Annotated in this window: 16 protein-coding genes; 3 read left to right on the forward strand and 13 right to left on the reverse strand. The window is 72.7% G+C overall.

Going from position 1 to position 15,676, the window contains the following annotated elements:
• Position 1: 1 nt before the first annotated feature.
• Both R2B67_RS03610 and ligD read right to left on the reverse strand, forming a co-directional pair.
• On the reverse strand, positions 2-1,069 hold the full coding sequence (locus R2B67_RS03610) for an ABC-2 transporter permease (protein WP_317816408.1): 1,068 nt from the start codon (positions 1,067-1,069) through the stop codon (positions 2-4).
• Positions 1,066-2,088 carry a non-homologous end-joining DNA ligase gene (gene ligD / locus R2B67_RS03615; RefSeq protein ID WP_317816409.1) on the reverse strand — a complete coding sequence of 341 codons (1,023 nt, stop codon included), beginning with the start codon at positions 2,086-2,088 and terminating at the stop codon, positions 1,066-1,068. The genes R2B67_RS03610 and ligD overlap by 4 nt, the downstream gene beginning before the upstream one ends.
• Before the next feature lie 76 nt (positions 2,089-2,164).
• Between ligD and R2B67_RS03620 the strand changes: the two genes are divergently transcribed.
• The 3 genes from R2B67_RS03620 to R2B67_RS03630 all read left to right on the forward strand — a co-directional run bounded on the left by R2B67_RS03620 (position 2,165) and on the right by R2B67_RS03630 (position 4,832).
• Positions 2,165-3,226, forward strand: coding sequence for an ATP-dependent DNA ligase (locus R2B67_RS03620; RefSeq protein ID WP_317816410.1), 1,062 nt, complete (start codon positions 2,165-2,167; stop codon positions 3,224-3,226).
• An 89-nt stretch (positions 3,227-3,315) separates the two neighbouring features.
• A complete protein-coding gene (gene ppk2, locus R2B67_RS03625; protein ID WP_317816411.1) occupies positions 3,316-4,281 on the forward strand; it encodes a polyphosphate kinase 2 in 966 nt (321 codons plus the stop codon).
• A 128-nt stretch (positions 4,282-4,409) separates the two neighbouring features.
• Positions 4,410-4,832: an ATP-binding protein gene (locus R2B67_RS03630; RefSeq protein WP_237328873.1), complete on the forward strand. Its 423-nt coding sequence runs from the start codon at positions 4,410-4,412 to the stop codon at positions 4,830-4,832.
• Positions 4,833-4,891: 59 nt separating this feature from the next.
• On the opposite strand, the gene R2B67_RS03635 is transcribed toward R2B67_RS03630, so the two are convergent.
• The 11 genes from R2B67_RS03635 to R2B67_RS03685 all read right to left on the reverse strand — a co-directional run bounded on the left by R2B67_RS03635 (position 4,892) and on the right by R2B67_RS03685 (position 15,675).
• Positions 4,892-5,299: an STAS domain-containing protein gene (locus R2B67_RS03635; protein WP_018513323.1), complete on the reverse strand. Its 408-nt coding sequence runs from the start codon at positions 5,297-5,299 to the stop codon at positions 4,892-4,894.
• Positions 5,296-6,387 carry a cobalamin B12-binding domain-containing protein gene (locus tag R2B67_RS03640; RefSeq protein WP_317816412.1) on the reverse strand — a complete coding sequence of 364 codons (1,092 nt, stop codon included), beginning with the start codon at positions 6,385-6,387 and terminating at the stop codon, positions 5,296-5,298. Before R2B67_RS03640 ends, R2B67_RS03635 begins: the two co-directional genes overlap by 4 nt.
• Positions 6,384-8,045: a PP2C family protein-serine/threonine phosphatase gene (locus R2B67_RS03645; RefSeq protein ID WP_317816413.1), complete on the reverse strand. Its 1,662-nt coding sequence runs from the start codon at positions 8,043-8,045 to the stop codon at positions 6,384-6,386. The genes R2B67_RS03640 and R2B67_RS03645 overlap by 4 nt, the downstream gene beginning before the upstream one ends.
• Before the next feature lie 181 nt (positions 8,046-8,226).
• The gene (locus R2B67_RS03650) at positions 8,227-9,561 is read right to left on the reverse strand and encodes a lytic transglycosylase domain-containing protein (protein WP_317816414.1); all 1,335 of its coding nucleotides are present in this window, start codon (positions 9,559-9,561) and stop codon (positions 8,227-8,229) included.
• Between the two features lie 38 nt (positions 9,562-9,599).
• Positions 9,600-10,322, reverse strand: coding sequence for a hypothetical protein (locus R2B67_RS03655; protein WP_317816415.1), 723 nt, complete (start codon positions 10,320-10,322; stop codon positions 9,600-9,602).
• 66 nt (positions 10,323-10,388) lie between these two features.
• The gene (locus tag R2B67_RS03660; RefSeq protein ID WP_317816416.1) at positions 10,389-10,886 is read right to left on the reverse strand and encodes an Rv1363c family protein; all 498 of its coding nucleotides are present in this window, start codon (positions 10,884-10,886) and stop codon (positions 10,389-10,391) included.
• A 50-nt stretch (positions 10,887-10,936) separates the two neighbouring features.
• A complete protein-coding gene (locus R2B67_RS03665) occupies positions 10,937-11,530 on the reverse strand; it encodes a hypothetical protein (RefSeq protein ID WP_317816417.1) in 594 nt (197 codons plus the stop codon).
• On the reverse strand, positions 11,527-12,048 hold the full coding sequence (locus tag R2B67_RS03670; protein WP_317816418.1) for a hypothetical protein: 522 nt from the start codon (positions 12,046-12,048) through the stop codon (positions 11,527-11,529). Before R2B67_RS03670 ends, R2B67_RS03665 begins: the two co-directional genes overlap by 4 nt.
• The gene (locus tag R2B67_RS03675) at positions 12,045-13,325 is read right to left on the reverse strand and encodes an MCE family protein (protein WP_317816419.1); all 1,281 of its coding nucleotides are present in this window, start codon (positions 13,323-13,325) and stop codon (positions 12,045-12,047) included. The genes R2B67_RS03670 and R2B67_RS03675 overlap by 4 nt, the downstream gene beginning before the upstream one ends.
• Positions 13,322-14,539, reverse strand: a complete 1,218-nt coding sequence (locus R2B67_RS03680; RefSeq protein ID WP_317816420.1) for an MCE family protein — start codon at positions 14,537-14,539, stop codon at positions 13,322-13,324. Before R2B67_RS03680 ends, R2B67_RS03675 begins: the two co-directional genes overlap by 4 nt.
• Entirely contained in the window at positions 14,536-15,675 is a 1,140-nt protein-coding gene (locus R2B67_RS03685; protein WP_317816421.1) for an MCE family protein, read from the reverse strand. The genes R2B67_RS03680 and R2B67_RS03685 overlap by 4 nt, the downstream gene beginning before the upstream one ends.
• Between the last annotated feature and the right edge of the window lies 1 nt (position 15,676).

The following is a 15,676-nucleotide window of genomic DNA, read 5'->3' on the forward strand; positions in this document are numbered from 1 at the left end:
CTCAGGAGGCCGTGGCCGCATGCTCAGGCGTGCGGGCGCGGCCTCCTGGGTGCCGGTGGCGCCACACCCAGAACACCGTGCAGGAGACCAGCGCCCAGGCGGCCAGGACCAGGTACGGGAAGAGGAACTGGTGGCCCTGGTAGTAGACGGCGGTGTGCTGGGCGTTGACGGATGCGCCCGGCGGTAGCCAGCGGCCGATGTGCCCGAGGGCGGACGGCAGCAGCGGCCAGGAGACCGCGCCGCCGGACGACGGGTTGCCGAGCAGCACCATGACCCCCCAGGTCGGGATCATCGCCCAGCGGCCCATCAGGGTGTTGAACATGGTGAAGACCATGCCCGAGGTGAACATCGTGAACGCCAGGATCAGCCAGGACTGGACGAACGGCAGGTCCACCGCCCCGAGCCACCAGTCGACGGCCGCGGCGATGGCGAACCCGCCGAGCAGGGCGTACGCGGCGGTGAACGCGATGCGTTCCGCCGGGTTGAGGCCATGGGCGTGGACGCTCAGCTGGATCGCGCCCAGGAAGCCCATGATGACGGCGGCCAGCGAGATGTAGAACAGGGCGAGCCCGCGCGGGTCGCCCCGCTGGAGCGGCTTGACGTCCCGGACGGTGACCTCGACCCCGGTGGCGTCGCCGACCTCGATCCCCGCCTTGCCGAGCAGCTCGGCCACGGACGCTCCGGACGCCCCGGCCACGTCCAGCGCCACCCCGTCGTCGGAGGCGCGCACGATCGCGAAGACCTTCTGCTCGTCCAGGGCGCGGCGGGCGTCGGCGACGTCCGGGTAGTCGCGCAGTTCGAGCGAGGCGTCGAGCGCCTTCTCCATCCCGGCCACGAACGCCTCGCCGCGCTCCACCTCCGGCTGGGTGACCAGGGCCGCCGGGATGCGGTGCGGGGTGGGGTTGGCCATCGCGTAGGTGTAGGAGCCGGCGAAGAGACCGGCCGCGGCGGCGACGATGAGGACGAGGACGGTCGCGGGGAGGAACGGGCTGTTCTTGTACGCCTCCCAGCGCTCGCGGAGGGTCAGCGGCCGGCCATGAGCGCCGTGCTTCTCACTGCTTCCGCTCACGCGGAGTCACCGTCGTCGTGCCGGGCGCGGCTGGGCTGGACCCTCTTCGGTTCGCCGGGCATCTTCGGGTACTCCGGCGGGTACGGCATGTCGCCGAGCCCGCGCTCCTTCTCGTCCCGGTCGGCCAGCTCCAGCAGCCCGTCCAGCCGGAACGCCTCCTGGTCCATGTCCGCGTGGACGTCACCGACCTCGGCGTACCGCACCGGGAGCGTGACGATGTCGAAGTCGCGCGGTTCGGCGTCGTCGATCTCCTCCCAGCGCAGCGGTGCGGAGACCGGGGCGTGCGGGAAGGGGCGTACGGAGTAGGCGGAGGCGATCGTGCGGTCGCGGGCGGTCTGATTGAAGTCGACAAAGATGCGTTCGCCGCGCTCCTCCTTCCACCACGCCGTCGTCACCCGCTCGGGCATCCGGCGCTCCAGTTCGCGCCCGGCGGCGATGGCGGCGCGCCGGACCTCGGTGAAGGTCCAGGCGGGCTCGATGGGGACGAAGACATGCATTCCTCGCCCGCCGGAGGTCTTGGGCCAGCCGCGTACGCCGTGGTCCTCCAGGACGGAGCGCAGCTCGTGGGCGGCGGTGACCGCGTCGGCGTAGTCGGTGCCGGGCTGCGGGTCCAGGTCGATACGGAGTTCGTCCGGGTGGTCGGTGTCCCCGGCCCGGACCGGCCAGGGGTGGAAGGTCAGGGTGCCGAGGTTGGCGGCCCAGATCACGGCGGCGAGCTCGGTGGGGCAGAGCTCGTCGGCGGGGCGGCCGCTGGGGAAGGCGATCCTGGCGGTGGGGATCCACTCGGGGAGGTTCTTCGGGGCGCGCTTCTGGTAGAAGAAGTCGCCCTCCACCCCGTCCACGAAGCGCTGGAGCGTGGTCGGCCGGTGGTTGAGCGCCCGGGCGATCCCGGGCCCCACGGCCAGGAAATACTCCGCCACATCCCTCTTGGTGTAGCCCTTCGCCGGGAAGTACACCTTGTCGGGGTTGGACAGCCTCACCGCTCGTCCGCCCGCGTCCAGCTCCACCGCAGCTCCCATGACGGTCACCGTAGGCCGGTCGCACATATGCCGCATATCGGGAGACACGGTCAGAGGGGCGGTCCAGAATCGGGACATGGACCTGCCGGTGATGCCGCCCGTGAAGCCGATGCTCGCCAAGTCGGTGTCCAAGATCCCGCCGGGCATGAGCTACGAGGCGAAGTGGGACGGCTTCCGGGCCATCGTCTACCGGGACGGTGACGAGGTGGAGATCGGCAGCCGTACGGGCAAGTCGCTGACCCGCTACTTCCCCGAGATGGCCGACGCCGTACGGGAGAACCTGCCGCCGCGCTGCGTCATCGACGGGGAGCTCGTCATCGCGCACGGGGGTCGGCTCGACTTCGAACGGCTCAGCGAGCGCATCCATCCGGCGGACTCCCGGGTGCGGATGCTCGCCGAGAGGACCCCGGCCAGCCTGATCGCCTTCGACATCCTCGCGGTCGACGACACCTCTCTGTTGAGCACCCCGCAGGTGGACCGGCGGGCCGTCCTGACGGCCGCCCTCTCCGGCGCCTCCGCGCCCGTACTCCTCGCTCCGTCCACCACGGACATCGAGCTGGCCCGCGAGTGGTTCGACCGGTACGAGGGCGCGGGGCTCGACGGGATCGTGGCCAAGCCGCCGGACCTGCCGTACCGGCCCGACACGCGGGTGATGTACAAGATCAAGCACGAGCGGACCGCCGACGTCGTGGTGGCCGGGTACCGCGAGCACAAGAGCGGCCCGGTCGTCGGCTCGCTCCTGCTCGGCCTGTACGACACCGGGGGCGTGCTCCAGCACGTCGGCGTCTGCGCGGCCTTCCCGATGAAGCGGCGCGCCGAGCTGGCGGAGGAGCTGGCGCCCCTGCGCTGCGAGTTCACCGACCACCCGTGGGGGGCGTGGGCCGAGGCGGCGGCGCACGAGGCTTCGCGGCTGCCGGGGACGCAGAACCGCTGGTCCGGGAAGAAGGACCAGTCGTGGGTGCCGCTGCGGCCGGAGCGGGTCTGCGAGGTGGCGTACGACCACATGGAGGGCGACCGGTTCCGCCATACGACTCAGTTCCGGCGGTGGCGCCCGGACCGGACCCCGGCCGGCTGCACCTACGCGCAGCTGGAGGAGGTCGTCTCCTACGACCTGGCCGAGGTGTTCGCCGGCGGCTGACCCGGCCGGGGGGTTCCGCGGACATGAGCGGCGGCGACGGGGGAACGAGGCTGCGGGCGGGGGCGTACCTAGGAGAACGGGGAACGAAGATGGTCGATGGCCCTACGAGCGACCCGGCGGAGCTGCTGAAGGGGCTGACCGTCGACGGACGGCGGCCCGAACAGCCGGTGCTGCTGGACGAGCGGGGCCGCCCGCTGGAGACCTGGCGGGAGAACTACCCGTACGACCGGCGGATGCGGCGCAGGGAGTACGAGAAGGAGAAGCGCATCCTCCAGATCGAGCTGCTGAAGCTCCAGCGCTGGGTCCGGGAGAGCGGGCAACGGCTGGTGGTCCTGTGCGAGGGCCGCGACGCCGCGGGCAAGGGCGGGACGATCCAGCGGTTCACGGAGCGCCTCAACCCGCGTGGGGCACGCGTGGTCGCCCTGGAGAAGCCGACCGAGCGCGAGAGCGGGCAGTGGTACTTCCAGCGGTACGTGTCCCACCTGCCGACCGCCGGCGAGATCGTCTTCTTCGACCGCTCCTGGTACAACCGGGCCGGGGTGGAGCGGGTGATGGAGTTCTGCACGCCGGAGCAGTACGCGCACTTCCTCAAGCAGGCGCCGCAGTTCGAGGAGATGCTCGTCGACGACGGCGTTCTGCTGGTGAAGTTCTGGTTCTCGGTCTCCCGCAACGAGCAGCGCACCCGGTTCGCGATCCGGCAGGTCGACCCGGTGCGCCAGTGGAAGCTGTCGCCCACCGACCTGGCCTCGCTCGACCTGTGGGACGACTACACGGCGGCGAAGGTCGACATGTTCCGGGCCACCGACACCGAACACGCGCCGTGGACCGTGGTGAAGAGCAACGACAAGAAGCGCGGCCGTCTGGAGGCGATGCGCAGTCTGCTGTGGCGGTTCGACTACGACAGCAAGGACGACAAGGCCGTCGGTACCCCGGACCCGCTGATCATCGGGCCCGCGGACACCCTGCTGGAACCGGGCGAGGAACGGACGGACCTCTCCCCCACCCCGCTGGCCACCCGGCCGCACGGGCCGGGCGACCACCCGGAGCAGGCCTGACGGCGGGGGGGCCGGGTGAGCCGTCGGGGTGAGCCAGGTATGGACGTGGCGGCAGAGGGAATGCGGTGGTTTCCACCGGAGTGGAAAAGATCGTGGGAAAGATCGACGGCACGGAAGGAGGTACGGGCGTGTACAGCACCCCTCCCGTACGTCACGCGGACGGCGGCCCGTCCGCGGACCTGCCGCGGACCGCGGGCGAGGCGCGCGATGTCGTGACCCGGCTGCTGGCGGCGGAGTTCGACGAACTGTCGGACGAGATCCTCTCGAACGTGGTCGTGGCGGACGCCCTGTTGGTCACCTCGGAGATCGTGACCAACGCACTGCGGCACGGCGGGGGCCTCACCGGCTTCTCGGCCCGGATCACCGACAGCGGGCTCCGTCTGGTCGTCGATGACGCGGACCCCCGGCATCCCGTGCTCCAGGACCCGCCGCCCGGGTCGGTCGGCGAGGGCGGTTACGGCTGGTCGCTGGTGCACCGGCTCACCCGGCAGCTGTCCGTCACCTCGCACGAGGGTGGCAAGCGCATCGTCGCCGTGGTGGCGCTGTTCTGAGCCGTCGCGCCTGCCGGTGAGTGGCGTAACGGCTTCGCGCCGGCCGGTGGCGTGACGGCTCAGGACGAGGGCGACGGGCGCTGGTCGGGGGGCGGTGCCGCCTCACCGGCGCCCCGGGCGGGCCGGCGCTCCTCCTGACGGGCGGCGAAGAGGTGGTCGATTCCGGTGATCCGCATGATCCGGTCCAGGAACGGCGGCGCGTCCTCCACATGCAGGGCCACGCCCTGGGCCGCCGCGTCGCGGTGGATCTGGAGCAGGGCGGAGACGCCCATGGAGTCGCACAGCCTCAGCTCCGCGCAGCCCAGCCGGAGGTCCCGCAGGTCCGGCCGGACGGCCAGCCAGTCCCCCGCCCGCACCACCAGCTCGTGGCTGGTGTCGTAGTCCAGGTCGCCGGTGAGGCGCAGCCGGACCCAGCCCCGGCCCTCCTCGGCGGTGACGGTGAGGAGGGGGCTGGGCAGGGCGGTCATGCGGAAGCTCCGGGGGGCTGGTCGGTGGTGGGCACGGCCTCGTCGAGGTGGAGGCGGGCACGGTCGAGCATGCGGGTGGCCCGCGGGAAGTCCTTGAGCTCGGCGCCCAGGGCGTCCAGCGCGGGGAGCAGGGACGCGGCGGGGACCTTGCGGGCGGTCAGGACGGCGGCGGTCCACCGGATGAAGTCGGTGAAGAGGTCGTCGCTGTCCGTGTAGAGGGCGACGCCGAGGAACTCCACGATGTGGGCGATGTCCTCGGCCGTGCGCTCCCGCTGCGGGGCGGAGTAGGCGGCCATCGCGGGGTAGCTCCGCTCCAGGTCCGCCAGCACCACCCGGACGAGCCGGGCCCTGGCCCGTACGACGAGGGTGTATTCCTGGTCGGTGAGATGCGCCAGGCCCTCCTCGACCGGCCGGCCCACCGCCAGGTCGGGGGGCGGGATGCCGTCGGCCAGCCGCCGGGCCGCGGCGCGCGCGTCGGGGGCCCAGGCGTCGGCGCCGAGCAGCCGGGCGTACCGGCCGTCCGGGCCGAACGCGGCACCGCCCGCCAGCACGGGCACGCCCACGGCCTGGCACGCGGTGATCGCGGTGTGGGCCGTGGGCAGCCGCGTGGCGATGGACGAGGAGAGGGCCACCGCGTCCGCCCCGGTGTTGTGCAGATGGGTCACCAGGTGCGGGGTGGGCACCTGTGCGCCGAGGAAGTCGACCCGCCAGCCCCGCAGGGTGAGGACCTCGGCGAGCAGCCGGGCCGGCAGGGCGTGCCATTCCTGGTCCACGCAGGCGACGGTGATCCGGCCGACGTAGGGGGCGGGCCGGTGGGCGGGGTGGTGGGCGAGCGCGGCGATCACCCGCTCGGCGATCGCGGTCGCGGCGTGCTCCTGGGCGACGGTCAGCCGGTCGGCCTGCCAGGCGTGGCCGACCCGGGCCTGGACGGGGGCGATCACGTCGAGAAGGACCGATTCGGCGGGTGTCCCGGCGTCCAGGGCCCGCAGCACGATGTCGGCTGCCCGGTACTCGTCCCGGCCGGTCACCGCGGTCCACAGATCGCCGCGCAGTATGTCGAGTCCGGGAGCTTCGACAGTGGTGGTCATGCGGTGTACCTGCCCCGTGTGTGGCCGTCCACCGCACTCAGATGAGTGGTCCGCGGTGCGGTGATGGCGACGACCGCCAGATCGTCGTGGCCGCCGTCGCCGAGCCACTGCGCGGTGAGCATCCGGATGTGCTCCACCACCGCGTCGCCGGGCATGCCGCCGCACTCGGCCAGGGCCCGTTTCAGCCGCTCCTCGCCGAAGAGCTCACCGCCGAGCGGGCCGCCGCGCGCCTCGGTGATCCCGTCGGTGTAGAGCAGGCAGGTGTCGCCGGGGAGCAGGGAGGTCTCGACGGTGCGGGCCGACACGTGGTCGAGGGCCCCGACCAGGCTGCCGCGGGTGGGGGCCTCCTCCACCCGGCCGTCGTCGCGCACCACGAGGGGCGCGGGGTGGCCGGCCGAGGTGAGCCGGAGGTGCACCTGGTTCTCGGTGCGCAGGACGGACGCCAGGACCAGGGTCGCGAACCGGGTGTTGTCGGCGTTCAGCAGGGCCCCGTTGAGGAGTTGCAGCACCCGCTCGTGGTCGTCGGCCATCGGCATGAGGGCCTGGAGGGTGTTGCGGATCTTGCCGGTGAGGACCGCGGCGTCCAGCCCCTTGCCGCAGACGTCCCCGAGCACCACCAGGGACGGGTCGGACGCCGTGGGGCCGGGGTGGACGTCGTAGAAGTCGCCGCCGACCCGCTCGTGGGAGCTGGAGGGCCGGTACCCCCCGGCGAACTCCACCCCGTGCACCCGGTGGAGACGGGGCGGCAGCAGATCGCGCATCAGGGTCCGGGTGATGCTGTGCTGTTCCGCGTACAGGCGGGCCGCGGACAGGGCGGCTCCGGCGCGGGCCGCGAAGAGCCGGGCGAACGTCTCCTCGGTGTCGCTGAACCCGTTGCGGGTGTCCGCCCGGAGCAGGATCAGCGCCCCGGCGGGCACACCGTGCCCGGGCAGCGGGGTGACGACGACCGAACCGACCGTCGTGCCGAAGCCGTCGGGCACCAGCCACTCGGGCAGCGACGTCGGGTCGATCCACCGCGACGGGACGGGCGGGAAGCCCCTCAGGGCCTCGGCGAGACCCGGTACGTCGGAGGGGTCGGCCGCGATCATGTCCTGCGTGACGTCCTGGCCCTGCACGGCACGGGTCACGGGCAGCCGCCGGCCCGCCGCCGGGGCCACCACGACGGCCGCATCGGCCAGGAATCCGGCGGCCAGCCGTGCGGTGGCGGCCATGCACCGATCGGAGTTCAGCGAGGACAGCAGGACGTTGGACGCCTCGGCGAGGAACCTGGTGCGCTCGCGCTCGGCGGTCAGGGCCTCCTCGGCGGCGTACCGGGCCGTGTGGTCCACCAGCCACCACACCACCTCGCCGTCCGCACGCCGGGTCGGATGGGCCTCGAAGCGGCGCCCCGCGAACTCCCCCTCGACGGCGGGCCGCGGCGAGCTGCCCTGGTGGACGGCGTCGTCGGCCACCGCGGCGGTGGCCCCGGCCAGCCAGGAGAGGCCGGCCGGCAGCGGAACGCCCTGCTCCACGCCCGGGAGGAGGGTCGTCTCCCCCTCGGCGCGTACGGCCGTTCCGGCCCGGTCGACGACGATCACGGCGTACGGCGGCCGGCCCCAGTCGGCCGGGTCGAACCGCTCCTTCGTGGACGTGCCGGTCTCTGTCTTGGGTGAACCCATGAGGGGGGACCCGCCTGTGGCGAGTCGCACCACCTTCCGGTCGGAACGAACTGTTTCCCTCGGGCAAAGATCTCGGAGGGGGCCCGAAATATCAACCCGGTCCGGCGCCTGTCCACCGTGCGGGCCCTTGAGGACACAGGACGGTCACGTCACTCTTTCGAGGCCTTCACACATCGTCGGCTCAGGTCGCGGAGGGGTCGGTGGGGGCCGGGTCGGTGGGGTCAGGGGTGGCGGTGGGGGCTGAGTCGGTGGGGTCGGAGGTGGGGGTGGGGTCGGTGGGGTCGGAGGTGGGGGTGGGGTCGGTGGGAGTGGGATCGGTCGGACCTGGGTCGGATGGGGTCGGGTCGGTGGGGGCTGGGTCCGTGGGACCGGGACCGGGATCGGTGGGGGCCGGGTCGGTGGGTGTGGGGTCGGTGGGGCCGGGGGTGGGGTCCGTCGGGCCGGGCGTGGGGTCCGTCGGGCCGGGCGTCGGGGTCGGGGCGGGGTCCGTCGGGCTCGGGGAGCCCGGCTCGGAGGGGCTCGGGGTGCCGGGCTTCGTGGGGCCGGGCGTGGGTTTGGGGCCGGGCGGGCGTGGGGGCTGCGGGCCGATGACGATGCCGCCGCCTCCCTTGCCGGGCTTCGCGGAGGGGCCGGAGCCGACGGGCGCCTTGGGCCGGTCGGTGCCGCCCGGTCCGGGACTGGTGGGGAGGACCCCCTGGCCGTCGGCCACCGGGTGGGTGCCCTGGCGGTAGAACTCCAGCCAGGACAGCACCGTACGCAGATACACGTCGGAGCGGTTGTAGCTGAGGATCGCCCGGTCCAGGTCGGCGCGGACGCCCAGGTCGCGGCCTCCGGCGCAGAGGTAGTGCCCGGCGGCGAGGGCGGCGTCGTAGATGTTGTCCGGGTCCTTGCGGCCGTCGCCGTTGCCGTCCATGGCCCAGTTCGCCCAGGTGGACGGGATGAACTGCATCGGCCCGACGGCCCGGTCGTACGTACGGTCGCCGTCGTACACCCCGTTGTCGGTGTCCCGGATCAGCGCGAAGCCCACCCCGTCGAGGGCGGGCCCCAGGATGGGGGTGAGCGTCGTGCCCCGCGCATCGACCCGGCCGCCCGCGGCCTGCCCGGACTCCACCTTGCCGATCGCCGCGAGCAGCTGCCACGGCAGCCGGCAGCCGGAGTCGCTGCGGCGTAAGGACCGCTCGGCGTTCCGGTACGCGGCCAGCACGGTCGCCGGGATGCCAGCCTCCGACCGGGCCCGGGCGAACAGCGGGAGCGACGGTTCCACCACGGCCTGCGGCGGCTTCAGCGGCGCGGGCGGCCGCGGGCTCTCCAACGGCGGCAGTTCGGTGTGGTACGCGTTGTCGCCCTCCACCTCGCTCCACACCACGTCGTCCGGGCCCGAGGCGGTCCGCTCCTCGCGCGACACCGCCACCGCATTCCCGAAGCCGGGCGCCTGGGATGCGGTGAGCGCGGCCATCGCGGCGACCGCCGTGACCGTGCCGGTGAGCTGGCGGCGTACCGTGCCGGTGAACTTCATAGCTGGTCCCCTCTCCCCGGCTGCCCGGGCCTGGCGGTTCAGCGGGTGAACGTGTCGATGGCGGCGATCCGCCAGGTGTCCCCGCTACGGACGGCGTCCACGGCGAACATGGCCGCCGCGTAGGTGGTCTCTTCGTCCCTGCCGGTACGGGTGTTGCTCTGGTCCGCGAAGATCAGCAGCCGGGCGCGGTCGCCGTCCAGATACTCCACGCCGCTCGCGGTGACGGTCGTGGTGAGGACGAGCTTCTGCTGCGGCGCCTGGGCCCGGACCTCAGCGAGCATGTCCTTGTGCTGCTGCACGGCCCGGCCGGTCAGATGGGTCCTCGCGGCCCGGTCGGAGCGGGCGGGCGAGGCGTAGTCGTACGAGAACACGGCACCGACCGCCTCACCGATCCGGCCCTTCACCTCGCTGGTGCGGGCGATGTCGGTGAGCGCGGTGTTCTGCCGCGCGGGCGTCTCGCGCAGGCTCGCGGCCGAGGTGAACGCCCAGGCGGCGAAGGCTCCGAGGAGGACGGTGAGGGCGCAGAGGAGGGCGGGGAGGCGGGGGCGGAGGCCCCGCCGGGAGGTGGTTGCCCCCTTGGGTTCCGGCTCCTGCTCGGACTCGATTACGGCCTTCGGCTCGGGCTCGGCTTCGGTGACGGCCTGCGGCTCGCGCTCGGCCTCCGTCCCGGTCTCGGGGAGCAGCTCGGTCGACGGACTCGGGCGGGAGGGTGAAGTGGCCAGTCTGCGGCGGCGGTTGACCAGGTGGCGGGTCGTCGACATGGGAGGGTCCTCTCGGGTGCGGGGCGGAACGGGGCGGGGCGGCGGCAGCGGGTACGGGGCGCGGGTTCAGCCGGCCGTGGAGCCGACGGGGGCCTGGCCGAGCGCGCTGAGCTTCCACCCCTCGGAGGTCCGGGTGAGGGTGCCGAGCATCCGGCTCTCCTTCACCGCCGGGTCGCCCTTGGGCGCGGTGACGGTGACCCGCAGCGCCACCATCACTCCTGCCCGGCCCGCCCGTTCGTCGAGTTCGGTCACCGCGCCGGAGAGCACCTTCGCCGTGCTGACGGTCTTCGCCGCCACGATCTGCTTCGCGAACGCGTCCCGGCCGTCCAGGAGTTGGCGGTGCAGATCGCCGGTGGTGGACTCCTCCCAGCTGTCGAGGCCCTTCTCGAGCGTGCGGTGGTCCAGGGTGTTCATGTTCTGGACCGCCTGCTCGCCTGCCGCCAGCGCGTCGTCCCGCGCCTGGGCGTAGGAGGCCGCGTCGTCGTGGGCTGCGGCGTAGCGCTGCCAGCCGCCCCAGCCCGCCGCCCCGGCCGCGAGGACCGCGAGCGCCGTCGCCGCGATCACCAGGGGGTTCCTCGTCGTCGCCCGTACCATGTCGTGTCTCTCCCCTGCCGTCATATGGAGCTGATCTCGACGATCCGCCAGCGTTCGCCTCGCAGTTCGGCGGTGACGGAGAGCTGGGCGGAAGCGGTCGTGGCGGGCCGGCCACGGCGTTCGTAGACCTGGTCGAGGAAGACCAGGAGGTGGGCGCCGGTACCGGTCAGCCGGGTCACCCCGGCCCGTACGACGTGGGTGGTCAGCGTCAGTTTCTGGTCGGCGGCCTGCTTCTCGACCTGGCCGAACAGTGCGGCGTACTGCTGGAGGGCCTTGCCCGCGAGGACCTCCCGCGCCGCGTCCTTGGCGAGGGCGGTGGCGGCGGGGCCGTAACTGAAGATCCTGCCGAGCGCGTTGCTGACGTCGCCGGTGACCCGGGTGGTGGCCTCGGCGTCCGTGAGGGCGAGGTTGCCGGTGGCCGGGGTGTCGCGCAGCTCGCGCCCTTCGGCGAAGAGGAGCCCGCCGGTCGCGAGCAGGACGACGGCCAGGAGGGCGCCGAGGACGCGGGGCCACCGGGGGCGGCGACCGGGCTCATCGGTGCTTTCCGGTTCGGCGTCGTCGAGGTGTTCCTCGTCCTCGACTTCCTTTCCCGCCAACGCTGTTCGTCCGCTCATCCGCCGTCTCCCGCCGCCATCGCCGTGAGCGCCTTGACCTTCCAGCCGTCGCCCGTGCGGGCGAGCGTGGCCGTGAAGCGTTTGCGCTGGGTGCCGGGGCTGCCCGTGCGCGGGGTGACCTCGACGTCCACGGTGGCGATCAGTTCCGCCGTGCCGGTGCGGTCGTCCAGGGCGGTGAGCGCCGCCGAGGTCACCTTGCCGTCGGCCGTGTCACCCGCCGTCGTGAGCGTCTTCGCATCAGCCGCCGAGGTCCGCTTCAGCTGGTCGTGGAGCGGCCCGGTCGAGGAGTCGCGCCATGCCCGCAGCCCGGCGGAGACGCTGGTGGCGTCCTTGCCGTCCAGGCTGTTCAGCGTGGCGAGGTGGCGCTTGCCCTGGGCCAGGGCCGCGTCGCGGGCCTTGGCGTAGGCGAGGGTGCGGTCGCCGCGCGCCTGGGCGTACGACCAGGTGCCGAGCCCGCAGACGAGGGCGGCGGCCAGCAGGACGGCCCAGCCGCCGAGGTGCCGGGTGCGGAGCGTCATGAGCCACCGCCTCCCAGACCCAGGAGTCCGGCCATGCCGGGGGCGGGCGGAGCCGTACGGGGCGTGGTGCCGAGCGCGCCGGGCAGCCGGTCCTTCACGTCGGCGCCAGCGCCCGCGCCACCCTCCCCCAGCAGCATCGAGCCAGGCTTGGACGGCGCCGGGACCGGGCCGCCCTTCGGGGCGTTGGCGCTGCCCCGGACGTTGATGCCCGTACCGGGTGAAGAGGCGCACCGGGCAGTGGAGTTGAGGGCAGGCGCGGGTGAGGTATCGAGTCCGTTGCGGTAGGTCGTGGCGCCGTACCCGGAGGTGCAGGGCAGCGGTTCGAAGAAGGTGACCGACATACCGAACCGGGCTCCGTCCTCGTCGACCGCGCTCGCTCCGGCCGCCACCACCGCGGGCAGCTTCACCAGCAGTTCCTCCAGGCCTCGTTGGCGGGTGACGGCGACCTCCGACGTGGTGAGCAGGTTGGCGACGACGACGCCGAAGGCCGGGTCGAGGTCGCGCAGCAGGCCGCTGATCTGTACGGCGGCGTCCGGGGTGGTCGCGATCAGCCGTCGCAGGTCACCGTCGGAGCTTTTGAGTTCGGCGGCCAGTTCCTTGGCTCCGGAGGCGAACCCCTTGAGTGCCGCGCCCTGTTCGGCCTGGGTGCGCAGCACTCTCTCGCCGTCGGCCATCAGCCGGGTGGTCGTCGGCAGGGCCCGGTCGGCCGCGTCGATGAATTCGCCGCCGCTGTCCAGCAGCACCTGGAGGTCGTCGCCGCGCCCTTCGAAGGCGGTGCCGAACTCCTCGACGACCGTGCGCAGATGCTCCAGGTCGACCGAGCTCGCGAAGTCGTTCACGCTGGTGAGGACTTCGGTGGGCGGCGCCGGGAGGGTGGTGTCGGCCGCGTCGATCACCGAACCGTTGCCCAGGTAGGGGCCGTGCGAGCGGGACGGGCGCAGGTCGACGTACTGCTCGCCGACCGCCGAGAGGTTGGCGACGACGGCTTTCAGGCCGTCCGGGATGGGCGGGGCGTCCTTCTCGATCCGCAGCTCGGCCTCCACCCCGTCGTCGGTCAGCTCGATGGGGCCGACCCTGCCCACCGAGACACCTCGGTAGGTGACGTTGGAGTGGGTGTAGAGGCCTCCCGTCTGCGGGAGTTGGACGGTGACCGTGTAGTAGCTGCGCAGCCCGACGTAGTGGCCGAGGCCGGCGTACCGCACGCCGAGGTAGCCCAGGACGAGCACGGCGATCACGAGGAAGGCGATGTTCTTGAGCCGGATGGCGGGAGTGATCACGGGGTGCTCCCCTGCTCGGGCCGCGAGGTCCCTGACACGGCAGGCAGCGGGAGCGGCAGCGTGTTCCGGGCCGCCGCCGCGCCCTCCGCGCCCTCGCCGGGCGGCTCGTGCGGCGGTGGCGGCAGGGTCGGATCGTCCGGGGTGAGCGCCGGGATGATCCGGGTGCCGGGCGCGGCCGTCACATCCAGGTAGACGTTCAGGTAGTCGCCCTTCACCCCGCGCAGCACCTCGTCCGTGAACGGGTAGGTCAGCGAGGCCTGGAGCGCGTCGGGAAGGTCCTTGCCGGAGTCGGCGAGCGCCTTCAGGGTCGGGGCGAGCGCCTTCAGGTCGGCGATCATGTCCGCCTTGCTCCTGTTGATCGTGTCGACGGCCACGGTGGAGAGGGTGTCCAGGGTGCGCAGCATGGTGAGCAGCGAGCCGCGCTGTTTCTCCAGGACCTTCAGTCCGGGGCTGAGCCCGGTGAGGACCGTTCCGACGTCCTGTTTACGGGTGGCGAGTGTGGCGGCGAGCCGGTTGACGCCGTCCAGGGCGCGGGTGATGTCCCCCTTGTTGCTGTCGAGGTTGGTGACGAGGGTGTCGACCCGGTTCAGCATCGAGCGGATCTGCGGTTCCTGGCCGGTGAGGGCTTTGTTCAGCTCGGTGGTGATGGTCTTGAGCTGGTTGATCCCGCCCCCGTTGAGCAGCATCGACAGGGCTCCGAAGACCTCTTCGACCTCCGGGTTGCGGTTCGTCCGGGTGAGCGGGATGCGGCCGCTCTCCGCCAGGGAGCCGCGCGCGGTGCCCTCGGCGGGCGGGGTGAGCTGGATGAACTTCTCGCCGAGGAGGCTGGACTGTTCGAGGCGGGCGTAGGCGTTGGCGGGGAGGTCGATGTCCCCGTTGACCCGCATGGTGACCTTGGCGCTCCAGCCGTCGGCGGCGAGGTCGATCCTGGTGACGCGTCCGACGGACACGTCGTTGACCTTCACCGAGGACTGCGGGGCCAAGCTGAGGACGTCGCCGAACTCGGCGGTGATCTCGTACGGCCGGTCGCCGAGGTCGGCGCCGCCGGGCAGCGGGATCTGCTCGATGCCGGTGAAGACCGGGCCGTCGGTACGGACCACGACCAGGGCGATCAGGGCGCCGGTGGCCAGCAGGGCCACCGCCCCGGTGGCCGCCCGGACGGCGGTACGCGTGCCGGCGGTACGCGTGCCGGTGGTGCGCGGGGAACCGCTCATCGTCCCGCCCCCTTCGTGTCGTCCGGCTTCGGCTTCGCCGGCTGTTTCTCCGGGGTCCCGAAGACCGTCCCGACCTCCGGCAGCGGCAGGACGGGCAGCTCCTTCCGGCGGTTCGCGTCCACGGGCGCCAGCCCGGGCGGCGGGCCGGAGGCAGCGTCAGGGTCGACGAGGGGGCCGCCCATGGAGAGCTCGTTCAGGTTGGCCCGGCCGTTGAGGGTCCGGTTGGCGGGGTCGTACGCGTTCAGGACGTTGCCCGCCGCCAGCGGCAGCGTGTCCATCGCCTCCGCGAGCGAGGCACGTTGGTCGACCAGGGCCTGGGTGATGGGGACCAGGGCGTCGACGTTCTTCTTCAGCGCGCCCCGGTTCCTGGCGATGAACGTCTTCACCTGGCCGAGCGCGGCGCCCAGCTCCTTCAGTGCCGCGCTGAGGTTCTTCTTGTCGTCCGCGAGGAACGAGGTGACCGAGTTCAACTGCTGCTCGGCGGTGCGGACCTCGCTGTCGTTCTCCTTGAGCATGGTGGTGAAGGACTGGAGGTAGGCGAGGGTGTCGAACAGGTCGCCACTGCTCCTGTCGAGCGTCTTGGCTGCCTTGCCGAACTGTTCGACGGAGTCCCCGATGGCCTTTCCGTTGCCGTCCATGTTCTTCGCCCCGGTCTCCAGCAGCCTGGCCAGCGCCCCGTCGGCATTGGCCCCGTTCGGGCCGAGCGCCGTGGTGATCTCGGTGATGGAGGCGTACAGCTGGTCGACCTCCACGGGGGTGGCGTTGCGGGCGGCGGGGAGCTGGGCGCCGTCCGCGAGGAGCGGTCCGCCGTCGTAGGCGGGGGCGAGCTGGATGTACCGGTCGGCGACGAGGCTGGGGGCGACGACGACCGCGTGGGCGTCCTTGGGCACCTTGACGCCCTCGTCCAGGCGGAGGACGACCTCCACCTCCCTGCCCCGGGGGGTGACGGACTCGACCGTGCCGACCGGGACCCCGAGGATGCGCAGGTCGGACCCGGCGTAGACACCCGTCGCCCGCTCGAAGTAGGCGGTGACGGTGGTCCGGGAGTCCTCCCGCACCGCGCTGACCCCGGTGGTGGCGGCGACGGCGACGACCGCGAGTCCGGCGCCGATGCCGATGATGCGTGTGCGTCTCATG

Origin of the sequence: Streptomyces cyaneofuscatus (genome assembly GCF_033109485.1) — a bacterium.
Lineage (GTDB): Bacteria > Actinomycetota > Actinomycetes > Streptomycetales > Streptomycetaceae > Streptomyces > Streptomyces cyaneofuscatus.